Annotated in this window: 16 protein-coding genes; 11 read left to right on the top strand and 5 right to left on the bottom strand. The window is 49.8% G+C overall.

The features are described 5' to 3' along the window. Positions 1-98: 98 nt before the first annotated feature. The 4 genes from ACOI06_RS04120 to ACOI06_RS04105 all read left to right on the top strand — a co-directional run bounded on the left by ACOI06_RS04120 (position 99) and on the right by ACOI06_RS04105 (position 3,388). Complete coding sequence (locus ACOI06_RS04120; protein ID WP_420661243.1) at positions 99-1,583, top strand: amidase; 1,485 nt, start codon at positions 99-101, stop codon at positions 1,581-1,583. A gap of 128 nt (positions 1,584-1,711) precedes the next feature. Continuing rightward, positions 1,712-2,527: a transporter gene (locus ACOI06_RS04115; RefSeq protein ID WP_420661242.1), complete on the top strand. Its 816-nt coding sequence runs from the start codon at positions 1,712-1,714 to the stop codon at positions 2,525-2,527. 246 nt (positions 2,528-2,773) lie between these two features. After that, positions 2,774-3,028, top strand: a complete 255-nt coding sequence (locus ACOI06_RS04110; protein ID WP_420661241.1) for a type II toxin-antitoxin system RelE family toxin — start codon at positions 2,774-2,776, stop codon at positions 3,026-3,028. A gap of 12 nt (positions 3,029-3,040) precedes the next feature. Continuing rightward, a complete protein-coding gene (locus ACOI06_RS04105) occupies positions 3,041-3,388 on the top strand; it encodes a helix-turn-helix domain-containing protein (protein ID WP_420661240.1) in 348 nt (115 codons plus the stop codon). 79 nt (positions 3,389-3,467) lie between these two features. On the opposite strand, the gene ACOI06_RS04100 is transcribed toward ACOI06_RS04105, so the two are convergent. After that, positions 3,468-4,253 carry an SDR family NAD(P)-dependent oxidoreductase gene (locus ACOI06_RS04100; protein WP_420661239.1) on the bottom strand — a complete coding sequence of 262 codons (786 nt, stop codon included), beginning with the start codon at positions 4,251-4,253 and terminating at the stop codon, positions 3,468-3,470. 188 nt (positions 4,254-4,441) lie between these two features. On the opposite strand from ACOI06_RS04100, the gene ACOI06_RS04095 reads away from it, so the two are divergent. After that, entirely contained in the window at positions 4,442-6,112 is a 1,671-nt protein-coding gene (locus ACOI06_RS04095) for a thiamine pyrophosphate-binding protein (protein WP_420661238.1), read from the top strand. Between the two features lie 197 nt (positions 6,113-6,309). Here the strand turns inward: ACOI06_RS04095 and ACOI06_RS04090 are convergent, their stop codons facing one another. Together ACOI06_RS04090 and ACOI06_RS04085 are read right to left on the bottom strand one after the other, a co-directional pair. After that, positions 6,310-7,134, bottom strand: a complete 825-nt coding sequence (locus tag ACOI06_RS04090) for a ChaN family lipoprotein (protein WP_420661237.1) — start codon at positions 7,132-7,134, stop codon at positions 6,310-6,312. A gap of 145 nt (positions 7,135-7,279) precedes the next feature. Beyond that, on the bottom strand, positions 7,280-8,113 hold the full coding sequence (locus ACOI06_RS04085) for an aspartate dehydrogenase (RefSeq protein ID WP_420661236.1): 834 nt from the start codon (positions 8,111-8,113) through the stop codon (positions 7,280-7,282). A gap of 138 nt (positions 8,114-8,251) precedes the next feature. Between ACOI06_RS04085 and ACOI06_RS04080 the strand changes: the two genes are divergently transcribed. The 3 genes from ACOI06_RS04080 to ACOI06_RS04070 are packed head-to-tail and all read left to right on the top strand — an operon-like array spanning position 8,252 to position 11,355. Further along, positions 8,252-9,709: an NfeD family protein gene (locus ACOI06_RS04080; RefSeq protein WP_420661235.1), complete on the top strand. Its 1,458-nt coding sequence runs from the start codon at positions 8,252-8,254 to the stop codon at positions 9,707-9,709. Then, positions 9,709-10,686 carry a flotillin-like protein FloA gene (gene floA, locus ACOI06_RS04075; protein ID WP_420661234.1) on the top strand — a complete coding sequence of 326 codons (978 nt, stop codon included), beginning with the start codon at positions 9,709-9,711 and terminating at the stop codon, positions 10,684-10,686. Before ACOI06_RS04080 ends, floA (ACOI06_RS04075) begins: the two co-directional genes overlap by 1 nt. Before the next feature lie 3 nt (positions 10,687-10,689). Then, entirely contained in the window at positions 10,690-11,355 is a 666-nt protein-coding gene (locus tag ACOI06_RS04070) for a hypothetical protein (protein ID WP_420661233.1), read from the top strand. A 67-nt stretch (positions 11,356-11,422) separates the two neighbouring features. On the opposite strand, the gene ACOI06_RS04065 is transcribed toward ACOI06_RS04070, so the two are convergent. Beyond that, entirely contained in the window at positions 11,423-12,241 is an 819-nt protein-coding gene (locus ACOI06_RS04065) for an enoyl-CoA hydratase-related protein (protein WP_420661232.1), read from the bottom strand. Between the two features lie 272 nt (positions 12,242-12,513). Between ACOI06_RS04065 and floA (ACOI06_RS04060) the strand changes: the two genes are divergently transcribed. Together floA (ACOI06_RS04060) and ACOI06_RS04055 are read left to right on the top strand one after the other, a co-directional pair. Further along, the gene (gene floA / locus ACOI06_RS04060; RefSeq protein ID WP_420661231.1) at positions 12,514-13,392 is read left to right on the top strand and encodes a flotillin-like protein FloA; all 879 of its coding nucleotides are present in this window, start codon (positions 12,514-12,516) and stop codon (positions 13,390-13,392) included. 42 nt (positions 13,393-13,434) lie between these two features. Continuing rightward, positions 13,435-14,433, top strand: coding sequence for an NADP-dependent oxidoreductase (locus tag ACOI06_RS04055; protein ID WP_420661230.1), 999 nt, complete (start codon positions 13,435-13,437; stop codon positions 14,431-14,433). On the opposite strand, the gene ACOI06_RS04050 is transcribed toward ACOI06_RS04055, so the two are convergent. Then, entirely contained in the window at positions 14,430-16,259 is a 1,830-nt protein-coding gene (locus tag ACOI06_RS04050) for an SLC13 family permease (protein WP_420661229.1), read from the bottom strand. The genes ACOI06_RS04055 and ACOI06_RS04050 overlap by 4 nt on opposite strands. A gap of 319 nt (positions 16,260-16,578) precedes the next feature. Here ACOI06_RS04050 and ACOI06_RS04045 point away from each other — a divergent pair, with 319 nt between their 5' ends. Continuing rightward, a complete protein-coding gene (locus ACOI06_RS04045) occupies positions 16,579-18,306 on the top strand; it encodes an ABCB family ABC transporter ATP-binding protein/permease (RefSeq protein ID WP_420661265.1) in 1,728 nt (575 codons plus the stop codon). Positions 18,307-18,365 lie beyond the last annotated feature (59 nt).

The following is an 18,365-nucleotide window of genomic DNA, read 5'->3' as shown; positions in this document are numbered from 1 at the left end:
TCATTTAGAAGGACACTCAAGACCAAATGAATTCGTCTCAACCAACTCATGGTTGAATTGATCGTCCTCATCAGAACAACAATATTTTTGGAGCTGCTGTGAAACAAACCATCGTCTCTCTGAGTGCTGTTGAACAGCGCCAGAAAATCGCCCGCAAGGAAATCTCCCCTGTAGAACTCGTTCGGGCGCACATTGAACAAATTGAATCACTCAATCCCGGACTCAACGCAATTTGCGCGACAGATTTTGAACGCGCGATCGAAACGGCACGTACAGCGGAACAAAGTGTGATTATGGGGAAACCCCTTGGGCTTTTGCATGGTCTACCCATTGGCGTCAAAGATTTAACCGACACTGCAGGTCTTCTCACAACCTACGGAAACACCTCGTACACACAACATATTCCCAAACAGGACAATTCACTCATCACACGCTTAAAACTCGCAGGTGGAATCGTTCTCGCAAAAACCAACACGCCTGACATGGGTGCCGGCGCCAACACCCGCAATGAAGTATGGGGCGCCACAGGTAACCCATTTAACACCCAGCTTAACGCAGGTGGCTCATCCGGTGGTTCTGCCGCTGCACTCGCCACGGACATGGTTCCTTTGGCAACTGGCACTGATGTAGGTGGCTCCTTACGAATCCCAGCAGCACTCTGTGGTGTCGTAGGTATGCGACCTTCACCTGGTTTCATTGGTCAAGATCAACGCAAACTCGGTTGGGCCGTTCTCAACACCATCGGTCCAATGGCACGCGATGTCGCAGATACCGCCTTGTTTTTTGCAGCAAGCATGGGTGCCGATGCTGCCGATCCTCTCGTATTTCCTGCTGATCCTGCCACCGTCTGGCCACAACGGCGCGTCGAACTCTCTGCACTGAGAGTTGGATACACCGAAGACTTTGATTGTTGTCAGGTCGACCCCATGATTCGCCGCGTCTTTATGCAGCGTGTGCGCGCCATTGCCGATCACGTGCATGTCTGTGAACCAGTGACTTTTGATTTTCCTGATGCACATGAAACCTTTGATGTCTTGCGCGCCGAAGGATTCCTCGCACAAATGGGATCTGTCAGTGAAAACGATCTGGCCTCGCTAAGCCCCAATGTTCGAGCCAATCTCGAACTTGCGCAACGCATGACCTTGGCAGATCGCGCAAAAGCCCATCTATCCCAAACCCGCTTGATGCGTCAGTTCGCGCAAGCCTTTCAAAAATACGACATTATTCTGTCACCGACCACGCCTGTGACGCCATTCCCATGGACAACTTGGTATGCCGATACGATCGAAGGCCAGGCCATGCAAAACTACTACCAGTGGCTGGCATTGACCTACGTGATCACCCTCAGCACACAACCCGCACTCTCATTGCCAATGGGACTCGATGAGGCCGGTATGCCCTTTGGAATGCAAATAATCGCCCCTCTTTACAAAGACGGTCGATTACTCGCAATTGCCAAAGAGTTTGAGGACGCATTTGCCCATCAACCCAACCTATCTCGCCCAAAAACAGAGTTTGGTAAGCTGACCGTGCGCAACGACTCGCTGCGTTCCATCGTGACTCATGCACCAGGAACTATATGATGAAACCAACCTATAGGTAAATTTTATTTAGGATAAAATATTTTTCTGCCCGTCAAAATGACTGAATCAAACGTACAACAGTCATCACAGAACGGGCAGATTTTATCCTTCTCAAATTTGGTAACAGCATGCTTTGCAAAAAAATCTTCATTGCTAAACCGTTAAAAACCGCCCTCGCACTGGGCATCCTCACTACAAGCGCAAATGCCTTTGCGTTTTCTCCCCTCCAAACCGAAGACTCAGGTACACAAGGCCAATACCATGGTGAAGTTGAACTGGGTTACAACTATGAACGCACCACGTCACTCGACCTTGAAGAAGACAACCGTGTCGATGTTTTTGGTCACGGCAGCAGCATTCCGGGCACGTTCACGTTCGGTTTAACCGACCGTCTGGACGCCTCGATTGGTGTGAGTCGCCAGCTCACACCCGTCAAAGGTTGGCAAAACACCGAGCTCGGTCTGAAATGGAACTTCTTGGGTGAACCCGATTCTGGCTGGAGTGCCGCGATCAAACCCACACTGATCTTGCCGCTTTCCACAAGCAGCCAGAACAAAGATCTTGGCAATGCCCGTACAAACTGGGGAATGGCCTTGATTGGTTCTTACACCACAGAGAAATACGAGCTGCACGGCAACTTGAAATACACCAGCAACTACCGTGCCAAAGTGATTGATGTCGATGATCAACGCGCTCACCTCTGGACAGTCTCCGTCTCACCTGTCTGGAACATCAACGAACAATGGAAACTGGGTATGGAAGTCGGTTTGGAAACCAGTGCCGATTACAGCAGCCACAACCAAGGCTTTACCCAATTGGCCGTTTCTTACAGTCCAATCGACAACTTAACCTTGGGTCTGGGTGTCGGTTTCAACCGAGCTTTCGGCTCACCTAGCAAAGATCGTGGCTTGAGTGTCGCCACCACACTGGCCTACCAGTTCTAACACACACTGTTCTTCCTAATCCAAAAACAAACACGGTCTGACAACGCACATGCATCGCGTCTTCAGACCGTGTTTTGTATTGAACTGATTTTTTGGCTTTCATCATGAATAACGTCAAACAATTAAAAAACAACGACGTTCAGAAAAACCAACAAACTTGGTAATAACAACAGTCAAAATTTCTCAGACAAACCTCAATCAATTTATAGCTTAAGCTATAATTAAGCTATACATGAAGGAATTTCCATGTATTCGATCAACTGGACAAATAAAGCAAAAAAGCAATTGCGAAAAATTGATCGACAAGAGCAAGTAACGATCATCGACGCAATTGATAAACTGGAAATGTATCCACAAACGAAAAATATTATTCCACTGAGCAATCACGAGTATGGGTACCGAATGCGCGTGGGCAATTATCGAGTGTTATTCGATATCGATACAGTCGTCAGAATCATTGATATCCAACAGATCAAACGACGCAATGAACAAACTTATTAATAAGAGGTCGTCATGAGCATTAAGCCCACGATTTTAAAAGCTAACGGTGAACCAGCCTTTGTAGTACTTACCTATCAAGAATATCAACAACTGGTCAGCCAATCACAAGCACCTGGAAGAATTCCAGCGGATGGCACAACACCACACGAAGTCATGCGTTTGGCCATCAAAAATGACTGGAGTTTAATTCGTGCGTGGCGTGAGCACTTAGGTTTGACGCAAGCTGACATGGCGCAGCGTCTAAGCATTCGTCAGCCTAGTTACGCAGCAATGGAAAGGATTGATGCCAATCCCAAGAAAACGACCCTAGAACGCATTGCCGCCGCCATGGGACTTTTGCCCGAACAACTCGAGTTTTGATTCATGGCATTAAAAACAAATACGGTCTGACAACGCACATTCATCGCGTCTTCAGACCGTGTTTTGTATTAGATCGGTTTTAGAGAACTGGGCTTTGGCCTCCGTCAACGTTAATTGCTACGCCTGACACAAAAGACGCTTGATCTGACGCTAAAAAGCAAGCCACGTTCGCAAACTCTTCTGCTTGACCGATTCGACCCAATGGCATGGGTTTGCCTCGCATCGCAATAAAATCTTCAAACGTCATTTCCGGATGATCGCGTTTGTGGTAGCCCACCCATTGCTCAGACATGATTTGACCCACACATAACGCATTGACTAGTACGTTATGTGGCGCAAATTCTTTGGACATGACTTTGGTCATCGCAATACCAGCGGCCCGGCTCATACTAGTCGGTGCGGTACCTGCATCTGGCGCTTTTGCACCAATATTGACCACATTAATAATTCGTCCCCAGCGTCGTTCTTTCATGCCAGGTACTGCCAACTGAACCAGTCGCATTGCAGGCTTGACCTTGAGATCATAATCCGCCTGCAACGTGTCCATATTCAGCGCTTCGATTGGACTGCGTGACGAAGAACCTGCGTTATTCACCACAATATCGACTTTCCCAAAATCACGTTCAATTGTCTCGTACACCGATTCCAATTGAGCCAGATCTCGCACATCGCAAGCGTAACCCTTCACTTTCGCACCAGGGCGCAGCGCAGCAATTTCTTCACACGCTTCATCCAAAACAGTCTGGCGTCGAGCCAACAACACCACATCAGCGCCTGACTCACAAAAGCGTTTAGCCATTGCCAGTCCCAACCCCTGACTGGCACCTGTAATCACTGCAACTTTGTTCTCCAGAGAGATCAACATATCGGTTTCCTTTTTATTTATAAATAACGCATTAACACAGCATATTCCTTCGGTCGACCTTCACAGAAGGTTCGCTTCAGTTTACGCTCATAAAAAACATCGCCTCTGAATAATAAGCTTTGACCATTCACGCCAATCAAACAACACGACTTTTCTGATTAAATTCGTCACCAAGGAGACATCTGACGATGACTACAAAAACACTCACTGGCCGCAATGCCTTCATGGAACTGATGATTCACGAAGGCGTCAGTCACATGTTTGGCAATCCCGGCACCACGGAACTTGCACTCATGGAAGCTGTTCCACAATACCCCGATGTGAAATATGTCATGGGGTTGCAAGAGAGTATTGTTCTGGGGATGGCGGATGGTTACGGACGCGCCAGTGGCCGGCTCAGTGCCGTCAACCTACATTGCGCGCCGGGCCTTGGACATGCCATGGGTGCACTCTATAGCGCCAAGTTCTCTGGTTCCCCCATTATCGTGACGGCTGGTCAGTATGAGGTGGGTTACGGACTCACCGAACCCTTGCTCTACGAACCACTCGTGCCCATTGCCAGCCCGCTTGTGAAATGGGCCTTTGAAGTAGAACGAGCCGACGATCTGCCACGCATTATTCATCGCGCTGCCAAAATCGCTCTCACACCCCCCACAGGACCCGTATTTCTCAGCCTACCCAGCAGTGTGCTCGATGAAGTCACCGATGTGCCTCTGGGGCATCCCACCCGAGTTCTAGGCACAGTTCAGCCTGATCTTGAAACGTTAAAGATGTTGGCTAATCGCATCCTTCAAGCCAAACGTCCTGTTATTTTGGCGGGTCATGAATTGGCAAGGCATGATTGTTTTAAGGAAGCTGGTGAGCTCGCCACTCAACTTGGGGCTGCCGTGTATCAAGAATCTGTGCCATACAACACGCGTTTTCCGACGGCACATCCTTGCAACATGGGTGAAATCACGCGCAATCAGCACACCATGCACGACACTTTGTCACAGTATGACTTGCTCATTTGCCTAGGCGCTGACCTTTTAAGAACATCACCGAAAGCCTCGATTGAGCCTTTGCCTGAAGGCCTGCCCGTCATTCACATCAGCGAGCGTGATTGGGAACTCGGTAAAAACTACAACACAGAGGTCGCAATTCAAGCCAATGTCGCCAGCACGCTGCGCGCACTCTTACCTGTTCTGGATGAGTTACAAACATCTGCGCAAGCTGCAGGTGCTAGAACGCGTCTGGAAACACTTTACCAATCAAACTGGACAAACCGCCGCAATGCCTTTGCCCATGCACTCGAAGCACATGCACAGAGTATTCCTACACACCCCGACTACGCATTGCTACAAATCACACAAGCATTGCCACCCGAAGCCATTGTCGTGGACGAGAATCCCACACATGCTGGCACACTCTTTAAGCTTATGCATGCCAACGATCCCGTCTCCAATTTTGGCTTAACTAGTGGTGGTTTGGGGTTTGCGATGGCAGGTGCGATTGGCGTGAGTTTGGCACAACCTTCTAGACCTGTGGTCGCCACCGTCGGTGATGGCAGCTCGCTCTATAGCATCCAAGCGTTGTGGACCGCTGCAAACCTGAAACTCCCCATCACCTACGTCATTCTCAACAACCAGAGCTATGAAATCATCAAGAATCGTCTAGTTGCAATGCGCAACTCAAAACAATTCTTGGGGATGGATATGACAGATCCGGCCATTGATTTTGTGGCAGTTGCGAACGGTTTTGGGATGAAAGCCAAACGTGTTGAGCGTGCAGCCGACATTCAAGCTGCGGTACGGCAGGCGGTTGCCAGCGGTGAACCCAACTTACTCGATATTGCAATTGCACCGCAGTCTTTTGAGTGAGGATGAAAGGCTGATGTCGTGAAAAGATCAATCAGTTTTCGATAGGGTCGACCACCTGCCTGACTCACCTTCCAATCAAAACAGCCCCCCTGCGCACTAGGCAATAGGGGGCTGTTTTTTGTAATCAACCGATCACTGAAGGCGTATCGAGTGACATCAATCGATTGCCTGACGATGTCAATTGCCGGCTGCGGCTGTTACTGCACTTTTGCGCAAAGATCTGCGCGCTTGACTGGCTCAACCAGATGCAAGATGTCATAAATGCCATCTTCAATGCCACCGGATTCCACATAGCCAGACACCACGACACGTGAGGCCACAGCAGGTTGCAACCACTGCATAACACCGATGTCACGCCGTACATGGTTATTACCCGCGACTAGCACCACGCCTTGTGAGCTGTACTGATCGATTAACTTCGCAAAGTTCACATCACGGGCTACTTGCGCTTTGATCATGTCGTTGATGGTCGTTGCATCCAGTTTATTGCAATGGCCTACATCGATGGCGACACGTTGCTGATCAGCCAATTGAACAGGCAATGAGTTTTTCAGCCCAAAACGATTAATCGTCTGCGCATCAAACACAGCGCTGTAACCATCTTTCATCACTTCTTTGAGTTGAGCACGCGACAAATTACCAGCGACCAAAGGCAAACGGTATTTCAAGGCCAGTGTAATTAGTGGCTTGTAATAGTCCCAGTGCCAAGCGGTACCTGGTTCAGCTGCTTTATTAATCACACATTGCGCTGTTTTGCAGGTCTGCCAAGCTTGCGTCAACTCAGGTTGACGGTCCGTATTAAACTGCTCCATCACCAATGCAGGACGCCAATCACCGCCCAAAGCTTTCTCAATCGCCTTTAGACGAAAGAAATGTGCATTTGGGTTATCGTGCACTTCACCCATCAACCAGATGTCTTTTTCTGGCGCTTGCGCAGCAGCTGGCGCCACGACACTCCCCATTGCCAGTGCAGCCAACACACTGACACAACTTTTCATAACCCATGGTTTGAACGTTTTCATTCCTTTTAACTCCTGTCGAGCACAGTTTTGAATTTCGATCTGGTTTTTGCACGCACAAAGCGCCTCTTCCTTAAGAGTTTAACTTAGGTCGTAGGTCTCAGACACTGGCCTGACAGAATCAGCACACATGAGACGTTCCAAACGCTCAGGTTCCCATCTGTAAATGGGCGGTTTGCTTCTTCAATAGAGCCAGCACACTTTGCGCCACAATCATGGCTGTTTTAGGGTTATTCGGTGACGGCAAGCTCTCCATAGTCATGGTCATTTTGGCGGCATCAGACACGACCGTGATCGTGTGCGTATTGCGCGTTAAAACCGGATCTGCCCACACTTCCATGCGAGTGTTTTCTGGGCCAGCCCCCGTCAATGCCAGTGCGGCCACCACATTGACATTCGCTGGAAACGCTTGCGCTGCTTCGCGTGCATCACCTTCAAAGATGCACGTTGCCTGCGTCATCCCTTCAAGATCGATCTGGTTTTTCACCACATGAGGGGCACCTGCGTAGCTACCTGGTGCTTTACGGGTGACTAGTCGCACCGACTCAAACTGCCCTTGGGCCGCTGCCAACACACCGTCCAATCCAACCAGTGCCCCTGAAGGGACCCGAATCACAGCCCCTGTCCGTTTTGCTTGTTCAATCAGTTGGGGTGCTAGTAACAGAGCGCCAGCAGAGAGCACAATCGCTTCTTTGCCCGCCTCTAGAAAGGGCGACAAAATCTGCGTTAACAATGCAGCTGGCGCGCACTCTAAAACCACATCAGACAAAGGCTCTAGCGCATCAATAGCAACGACAGGCACTTTGAGGCCTTGTTCATCTAGCCATTGTTGTGCTCGTACTTGATTCGACGCTGAAACCGCAGCCAGCGTAAAACCAGCAATCTCGCCTTTGGCCAGTGCACGGGCAACCACACGTCCAATCGCGCCTAAGCTAGCGATTGCAACCCGTTTGACGGCGGACGAACCTTTTATTTCAGACAAATTCACTCAACTCTCCCAATCTACGAACCACAGACAACCTATATTTTGTATATCCCAATGCGCATCATCATAACGAAGCCTGTATGATCGTAGAACATCGACAATTTCCTTGCACTGCTCTGCGATACACTGAACTCTATGCGGACCCGTATACACGATCTGAGCGCTCAGCGCCAAATGGCAGACATGAATCGAGACTGGCATCTACGCCTACGCTGGATGTTGTTCATCGTCTTTTGCTTATTATTGGGTTTAACGCTATCAGGCCAAGCTTGGTCTCAATCGCAACGGCCTTTGGTGTACGTCGCCAAAGTCGAAGGCACGATTGATCTGGGCTTAGCGCCCTATATCGAACGCACTCTGCAAGAAGCCAAAGACAATCAAGCTGCCGCCGTTGTTCTGCAGATCAACACCTTTGGCGGGCGTGTCGATGCCGCTGTCCAAATTCGCGATGCTTTGCTACGCAGCCCAGTCAACACCATTGCCTTTGTCGATTCGCGCGCAATCTCTGCAGGTGCGTTAATCAGTTTGGCTGCCAAAGCCATTGTCATGACACCGGGCGGCACGTTGGGCGCTGCCACACCCGTTCAGTCCAGTGGGACTAGCACCGAAACCGCCTCTGAAAAAACCATTTCTTATGTGCGCAAAGAATTTGGCGCCACAGCCGAGTTTCGACATCGCAATCCGCTGATCGCACAAGCCATGGTCGATCCAGATGTTGAAATCCCAGGACTTGTTCAAAAAGGCAAACTGCTGACACTGACCACGAAAGAGGCTTTGGAGTACGACATCGCAGATGCAAGCGCAACCACGCTCGGTGAAGCCTTAAACGCACTGGGCTTACGTGACGCTCAAACAGTGCAGACCACCCCCAACTGGGCTGAGAATCTCGTTCGCTTTCTGACTGACCCACTCATCAGCTCGTTGTTGGTGAGTGTAGCCATGCTGGGGATTATTCTTGAAATCAAGACGCCAGGTTTTGGGATTGCAGGCCTCTTGGGCTTAAGTGCTTTGGCCTTATTCATGTGGGGTCACTGGATTGTCGATCTGGCTGGCTGGGAAATTATTCTGCTCTTAATCTCAGGATTAATTTTGCTGGGAATTGAGATTTTCATCATTCCAGGTTTTGGGTTTATCGGTTTACTAGGGCTCATTGCCATCGTGGCTGCATTGGTCATGAGTACGACTGGACAAGGGGCAACCGTCCAGAGTCTCATCAGCGCCTTAGCCAGACTGGGCGCCAGTGCAGTCCTTGCCATGCTCGCCAGTCTAATTTTGTTGCGATTCCTGCCAAAAACAAGGCTAGGCCGCCAAATCGTTTTACAAACGAATCTCACCGCAAAACATGGATTCTCATCCGAACCACAGCAAGATCACGCGCTCTTAGGTTTACAAGGCGTCGCAGCGAGCACTTTACGACCTGCCGGCATCGCCACGATTGAGGGACAGCGCGTCGATGTGGTTTCAAATGGAGAATACATCAACGCTGGAGAAGCCATTCAAGTGACACATGTCGATGGCAACCGTGTCGTTGTTAAACGCTTATCTGCCACCAAAGCCGAACAAAAACAAACACTTCACACAGGAGAGGATTAATGCAAGATCCCATTACAACACTAGGCGCATTTGTGGTGCCCATCGGTATTCTCTTACTCGTCATCATTTTTATTTTCGTCCCTATCCGCCTGTGGATCGCAGCGTGGGCTTCCGGCGCCTATGTCGGGCTGTCAACGCTGATTGCCATGCGCTTGCGACGCGTACCACCCGCGAGAATTGTGACTGCACGCATTAGTGCCGTGAAAGCGGGCATTAAAATCTCTATCAATGAGCTCGAAGCCCACTTTCTGGCCGGCGGTAATGTGGTGCATGTTGTCAATGCCATGATTTCTGCCGACAAAGCCAATATTCCGCTGTCATTTCAACGAGCAGCTGCCATTGACTTGGCAGGCCGCGACGTCTTTGAAGCAGTGCAAATGTCAGTGTTGCCCAAAGTCATTGAAACACCCCGTATAGCAGCCGTTGCCAGAGACGGAATTCAATTGATCTGTCTAGCCCGTGTAACTGTGCGCACCAATATTGATCGTTTGGTCGGGGGTGCAGGCGAAGAAACTATTATTGCCCGCGTGGGTGAAGGGATGGTAAGTACGATTGGGTCTGCCGACAGTCATAAAACCGTGCTGGAAAACCCAGATCATATCTCCAAGCATATTTTGGCCAAAGGCTTGGATTCAGGCACGGCTTACGAAATCTTATCCATTGACATTGCCGACATCGATGTTGGAGAAAACATTGGCGCCAAATTGCAAATTGATCAGGCCAATGCAGACAAACAGATCGCACAGGCCAAAGCCGAAGAGCGACGCGCCATGGCCGTTGCCCTCGAGCAAGAAATGCAGGCACGAGTCGTCGAAGCCGAAGCTGAAATTCCCAAGGCGATGGCACAAGCTTTTGAGAGCGGCAAACTGGGCATCATGGATTACTACAGAATGCGCAATATTCAAGCCGATACTGCAATGCGCGACACCATCGCTGGTAACCCAACCGACAACGACAGTCAGTTACCGAGGGTCTAAGTCATGCCTGATGAATCCGGATGGACACCTAAAAACGACAAACTCAAAACCAAGGGTCAAGGCAACCCTTGGGCTTTGGTGTTTTTTGCGGCAGTGGCCTTTATCGCCGGGGCACCAATCATCTTTTCAATCATTATTTTGGTTGTCGCTATTTTTGTTTGGCGCAAACAAGTGGCCCTCAAAAGCCTAAACAAAATGCCTCCTCTTCCTCAGAAAACGTCTCAAGGAGATACAAGCAAACCATTGCTTGAGGAAGTCAAAGAGATTTTGGCGCAACAGGCAAACAAAGCTAAAAATGACAATGAACTGGGCGACAAAGCACTGAATCAAACAGATCAGACAAACAAATCCTCACCTTTCGATTTCGGTGCAGACTGGGGCAGAGAGCCTGATCTCACCTCTGATTTCAAACCCGAACCTGCCGCTTTCTTATCAGCTGAACCCACGCAGCCACTCTCAGAGAAAACGACTACTCGAGTACGTCCAACAGCTCGAAGGGCAACTGATCACACCTTGGCTTTTCGTGATCCAGAGCAACTTCGACAAGCTCTGATTGCCATGGCGGTTTTAGGACCTTGTCGAGCCCAAGAGCCTTTTCAGGATCCATTACATAGCGTACGAAGACCGAACGAACCCACTTCCCCACCACGGCAAACGGACGAGCATTAAACAATTCGAGCCATGTTTCAGATTCTGAAAACATGGCTCGAATGATTAGTACACCATCACAACCCACTTAGCCTTTGGCGATATACCAGCTGGGTTTACGTTTCTCTAGGAAAGAACGTGTCCCCTCGCTAGCCTCTTCGGTTTTACGAGTGTTTGCGTGTTTTAGCACCAGGTCATTAAACAACTCATCGTTCACGATCGCCTGAGCAATCTGCATATTCTGAGTTTTCGTATTCTTAATGGCTTCTGGGCCGCACAACATCAGATTATCGACCACATTTTCGACTGCCGCATCAAGCTCATCGAGCGGGCAAACCTCATGGGCAAAACCGATACGAACTGCTTCTTCTGGACTAATCCGTTCGCTGGTCAATGCGTAACGACGCACATTACGCAAGCCGATGGCTTGAATTAATTGCGGGAAGATAATACTGGCAGCCAAGCCCCAACGGGACTCCGTAATCGCAAAAATGGCATTATCAGCCGCAATCACGATATCACAAGCTGCTGCAATTCCGGTGCCACCACCAAAGCAGCCGCCTTGAATCGCTGCGACTGTCGGAATCGGCAATTCATTCAAACGACGCACTGCCTCACCCGTTGCGCGAGATGCCTCAATGTTCGAGGCCATGTCTTTCTTGCCTTCTGCATTAATCCACGCCAAATCCGCACCAGCTTGGAAATGTCGGCCATTGCCTTTCATCACCACAATGCGCAGATTGGGCATGGCACCCAAGGTATCCATGGCCTCATGCAAACCACGGATCATGTCACCGTTGTATGCGTTATTGACTTCGGGACGATTCAGCGTGACGGTTCCAACACCACGATGGTCGATTTCCCACAGAACGGTACCGTTCCCCACTGATCCTGACTGTTTTGTCATAGTGATCTCCTGTCATTTTTATTTAAAAATAATCAAATATCCTGCGCTGCACAGATTCGGTCAATCATTCCACACAGACTTCGGTTTGACACAACTCTTTATAAAGAAACTGCAGTTTAGTCACGAAAACAACTTTCTTGTACAAATGGCCACTTTTCTATCTGGATCACATAAATGTCCCTTTGTCAGTTACCATGCCAAAGATGGGTTTGAGAACACTGACTACGTCCAAGTCATGACCCAGCACATAATGCCTACCGCACGAGGTCTCAATGGAACTAACTGAACTATTTGCCAACGCTGCTGCTATCCTTGTTCTGCTGGTCATTATTCTGATCCCCTTCTTACTGTACCTAGTGCCGATCAAGTTGTGGGTCACCGCACTGGCATCTGGCGCTCACGTCAGCTTATTGACGCTCATCGCCATGCGATTGCGCCGAGTACCACCTCACGGCATTGTGACAGCCCGTATCAGTGCGGCCAAAGCAGGTCTAAAGATTCCGATCGATGAGCTTGAAAGTCACTTCTTAGCGGGCGGTAACGTCGTTAACGTCGTCAACGCAATTATTTCTGCTGACAAAGCCAATATTGAGCTGAGCTTTAACCGAGCCGCCGCGATCGACTTGGCAGGACGCGATGTACTCGATGCCGTGCAAATGTCAGTGCTCCCCAAAGTGATTCAAACGCCACGCAATGCAGCGGTCGCACAAGATGGAATTCAACTCATCGGTTTTGCGCGTGTCACGGTGCGCACCAACCTAAACCGTCTAGTCGGGGGTGCTGGTGAAGAAACCATCATCGCCCGTGTGGGTGAAGGCATGGTCAGTGCCATTGGATCAGCAGCCAACCACAAAGACGTGCTTGAAAAACCCGACAGCATCTCTAAACACATTTTGAGCAAAGGGCTTGATGCCGGCACTGCATTTGAAATTCTCTCTATTGACATCGCTGACATTGATGTCGGTAAAAACATTGGCGCTGCCTTACAGATTGAACAGGCCAACGCCGATAAAAAAATCGCACAAGCCAAAGCGGAAGAACGTCGTGCCATGGCGGTTGCCCATGAACAGGAAATGCGTGCACGCGTAGTCGCGGCTGAAGCCGAAGTACCCAAAGCCATGGCCAATGCGTTTAGATCGGGCTCTCTGTAGTACAAAGAAAGAACCCGATAATTTTAAAAAGGACACACCTCCATGGATATGAATCAGCAAGTCATTCTGGCACAGCGCCCGCAAGGACCGGTCACCACGGATGATTTTCGGTTGATGCAAAGTGCTGTACGACAGCCCGACGCGGGGGAAATCCTGATTCGTAACCACTGGCTTTCGTTAGACCCTTACATGCGCAGTCGCATCTCCGCGGCTAAATCTTATGCACAAGGTGTCGAGCCAGGCCAAATCATGGTGGGTGCAACTGTTGGACAAGTCTTAAAAAGCGAAAGTCCCGACTATCAAGTTGGAGACTGGGTTTTGAGCGCAAGTGGCTGGCAAACCCAACCGACATTAGCCGCAGAATCAGTTTCTAAACTGGATGAAGAAGCAGGCGTATCACTGAGTGCTTATCTGGGTGTCGCGGGTATGCCCGGCATCACTGCTTGGACAGGTCTGATGACAATTTGCGAGCCTAAAGCCGGCGAAACCGTTGTCGTCGATGCCGCATCAGGTGCGGTTGGTTCAGTCGTCGGTCAGCTGGCCAAAGGCCTAGGATGCCGTGTCGTCGGGATTGCAGGTGGCCCTCAGAAATGCGCCTATGTCGTTGAAGAGCTGGGATTTGATGCCTGCGTGGACCACCGCAGTGAGACCTTCACCCAAGATCTGGAACAAGCTTTACCCGATGGCATTGACTGCCTCTTTGAAAACGTCGGTGGTGAAATTTTTGAAACGCTTCTTGGACACATGAATACGTTCGGTCGCGTTGCCTTATGCGGCATGATTTCTGAACTGAATGACCGCCCTCATCATTTCCGAGGCCTACGCCCACTTCTGGTACAACGACTTAAAGTGCAAGGCTTCATCGTGTCAGACCGTATGGAGACTTGGCCCGAAATTCGTAAGACGCTCATCCAGAAAGTCGCCAGTGGTGAATTGCGTTATCGCGAATCCATAGCAGATGGCATCGAAAACGCACCCCAAGCTTTTGTCGGCTTATTAAACGGTCGCAACTTTGGCAAGCAACTTGTACGACTCGTTTAAAACGGAAACACCCAGGGCACTAAAAATACCGTTGTGAGCATGACCAATACTGTCAAAGGCACACCGATCTTGATAAAGTCGATAAACCGGTACTGCCCTGGAACCACGACCAACGTATTGACTGGTGTTGATACGGGTGTCATAAATGCACTCGATGCAGCAATGGCCACAGTCATGGCAAACGGATAAATCGACACACCCATATCCACTGCCATCGCACATGCGATCGGCGCCATCAGAATGGCCGTGGCTGTATTCGAAATAAACAAGCCAAATACCGCAGTCAACGTAAAGAGCGCAGCCAACACCACGTGCGGTTCAGACTGACCAATTACGCTTAACAACAAATCAGCCGCCAAACTGATCCCACCCGTGTTTTGTAGCGCTGTTGAAAACGGTAACATCCCCACCACTAAAATCAAACTCTGCCAGTGAATTGAACGATAGGATGAAGGCATATCGATACAGCCAAACAATCCCAGCAATAAAGCGCCAATCAGTGCCGCCATCACATTGGGTACCACGCCGCTGACCATCAAAGCCACGGTAATCGCCAGACTGAGTATCGCCAACGGTGCCCGTTTGGGCACAGGCACGACCTTGTCAATTTCCTGAGGCATATTGAGCACAATCAAATCATTCGATTGCGACTGCATGGCACGAATTGCCCGCCAAGTCCCAACGACCAGCAACGTATCCCCAAGCCGCAAAGCTTCCTGATCCAACGCACCAGACAAGGGGCGATTGGCGCGCTTGAGTCCGATGACAGATAAATCATAACGACTGCGAAACTTTAATGCATGGACACTTTTACCCAAGAGGCGTGAATTGACAGGCACCATAAGTTCAGCCATCCCCAACGCTTGCGATTGATCCGTAAAATACTGTCGTGAGATCGGCAACAAAACCAAACGAAACTCTTCTAACACATCTCGAATGTCAATTTGTTCTTTTTGAACCTGCATAAACAAGACGTCATTGGCCTGCAAAACGGTTGAAGCACGCGGTTCAAGAAGCGCCCGCCCAAATCGTCTGCGTCGTTCAATCGCGATAATACTGACACCTTGAGAGGACCGTAAGTCCAGCTGATCGAGTCGCCGCCCCACAAGTGATGAATCGGGTTGCACACGAATCCGATATTGAAGTTTAGACAGACCGTATTCATCAATCCATTGTGCCAACCGCGGTCTGTGTAAACCTTCGCGTTGACTCGGTGCGACAGCCGGCAACCAGCGTCTGGCCACGAGCATATACAAAATCGCCACAAGCATCACCGGCACACCCAGCGGCGTAAAGTCAAAAAACTGAAACCCTTCGTACCCCTGACGGATAATTTCTGCATTCACAACGAGGTTTGGTGTCGTGGCCACCAGTGTCATCATGCCGCTGATCAATGCCGCAATCGACAAAGGCATCATGAGCCGGCTAGGCGCAATGCCAGAACTGCGTGCCACCCCCAACATGACAGGAATAAAAATTGCCACCACACCCGTTGAACTCATAAACGCACCGATCGTGCCCACAATCAACATCAATAACACAATCAAACGGCTTTGGCTTCGACCCGCATGTCGCGTCAACCAATCCCCAAGACGCTGCGCAATCCCGGTGCGAACCAAGCCTTCTGCCACCACAAACATCGCTGCAATCAGAATAATGTTTGGATCACTAAATCCAGAAAGCGTTTGCTCGACCGTAATGACACCCGTTAAAGGTAACGCGGTCATCATGATCAAAGCCACCGCATCCATGCGAGGTCGATTCACAATGAAAAGAATGATGGTCAGTCCCAATAACGACAAAACCGTCAGAAGCTCAGTACTCATAATGTGTTAGATGGTTCACGAAGCTGGTTATCGTAACGCCAAACCTGCGTTAAAACCCCTTGAATGCCCCTAGAATCCATACTACTAGTTACAATTTCGGAATTGAGAAGCATTACCATACTCCCCGTTCTTCCCATTACTGACGGCTGCGCCGACTAATTTGCGCAGTATCTGATTTCACAGCGAATCATCCACTTATGATATTGATCGATGCTTTATTAATTGCCTGTTCTTGGGAGTCATCTTTTTGAGCCATTCTGCTAAACCCATTCGCCAACGCGGTGACTGGCGCGTGATCAAACAGCTGATCCCATACCTGATGACCTACAAATGGCGTGTGCTGCTGGCGATTTTGTTTATGATCGCCGGCAAATTCGCCAATCTGGGTGTCCCCATCATCCTCAAACAACTGATTGACACACTGGATATCAAAACAGTCGCCACCGCAGCTGTCGCCGTACCAGTCGCCCTCGTCATTGGTTATGGACTACTACGCTTATCGACTTCACTCTTTAATGAGTTGCGCGAAGCCATTTTTGCGCGTGTCACGCAACACGCCGTGCGCGAGATCGCGCTCAAAGTCTTTAATCACTTACACGCTTTGTCATTGCGCTTTCATTTGGCCAGACAAACCGGTGGGGTCAGTCGTGATATTGAACGTGGTACACGCGCGATTCAGACCTTGGTGTCGTTCTCGCTCTACAGCATTTTTCCGACGCTCATTGAGTTCACGCTGGTGCTGGGTTATTTAGCCTGGTTCTACGACATCTGGTTCTCATTAATCACGCTGGGTGCACTGAGCCTTTACATTGTTTACACCGGTGTGGTCACAGAATGGCGTGTCAGCCTGCGCCGCAAAATGAACGAGCTCGACACACGCGCCAATCAGAAAGCCATCGATTCACTCATCAACTTTGAGACAGTGAAGTATTTCTCAAATGAAGCGTTTGAAGCGAATCGCTATGACGAAAATCTCGAGCGTTATCAAAAAGCAGCCATCCTGTCTCAACAGTCACTCGCCATCTTAAATTTTGGGCAACAAACCATTATTTCGACTGGGCTTGTGCTTATCATGTGGCGAGCCGCCAGTGGTGTGGCGGCAGGTTCCCTCACACTGGGTGATCTGGTGCTAATCAATACGCTCATGATTCAGCTCTACATGCCGCTCAATTTCTTGGGTATGGTCTATCGCGAACTCAAGCAATCCACGGTCGACATTGATCGCATGTTCGCCTTGCTGGGACAACCACAAGAAGTCATCGACAAACCCAACGCACCAGACCTCAAGATTCTCAATGCGCAAACTGGCCCTACCATTCGCTTTGATCAAGTTAATTTTGCTTACGAACCAGCGCGTACGATCCTACATGACTTAAGCTTTACGATTGCCGCAGGGACAACCACCGCCGTGGTAGGACGAAGCGGCGCGGGTAAAAGTACGCTTGCACGCCTCTTGTTTCGTTTTTACGATATCCAAAGTGGTGAGATCACACTCGATGGTCAAAACATTCAAGATGTCACGCAAGCCAGCTTGCGACACGCCATTGGTATCGTGCCTCAAGATACCGTGCTCTTTAATGACACACTGGCCTACAACATTCGCTACGGTCGACCCGCTGCCAGTGATGCTGACATTAAACAAGCAGCCCGGGCAGCGCAACTTGAACAGTTCATCCAGACCCTGCCCCAGGGTTATGAAACCCAGGTTGGTGAACGCGGCTTAAAGCTGTCCGGGGGCGAGAAGCAGCGATTAGCCATTGCCCGCACGTTGCTCAAGCACCCTCAAGCGCTCATCTTTGATGAAGCCACTTCAGCACTGGATTCACGTACAGAGCGTGCACTACAGCATGAGTTAGAAGCCCTGGCACAAAATCGCACCACCCTCATCGTCGCTCACCGTCTATCGACGATTGTGCATGCTGATCAAATCTTGGTTATGGAACATGGTCGTCTGGTGGAAAGTGGCACTCATGACGAATTACTCGCATTGCAAGGCGTTTACGCCTCTATGTGGGAACTACAACAGCACGAAAGCGAAGAAGCATAAAAAACGGGCGATCACAACGGATCGCCCTATTTTTACGACTGGATTAAAACGTGATGCTG

The sequence above is a fragment of the Orrella sp. 11846 genome (assembly GCF_048820935.1).
Lineage (GTDB): Bacteria > Pseudomonadota > Gammaproteobacteria > Burkholderiales > Burkholderiaceae_B > Algicoccus.
Note: the sequence above shows the minus strand (reverse complement) of the source record. Positions and strands in the feature narration are given on the sequence as shown.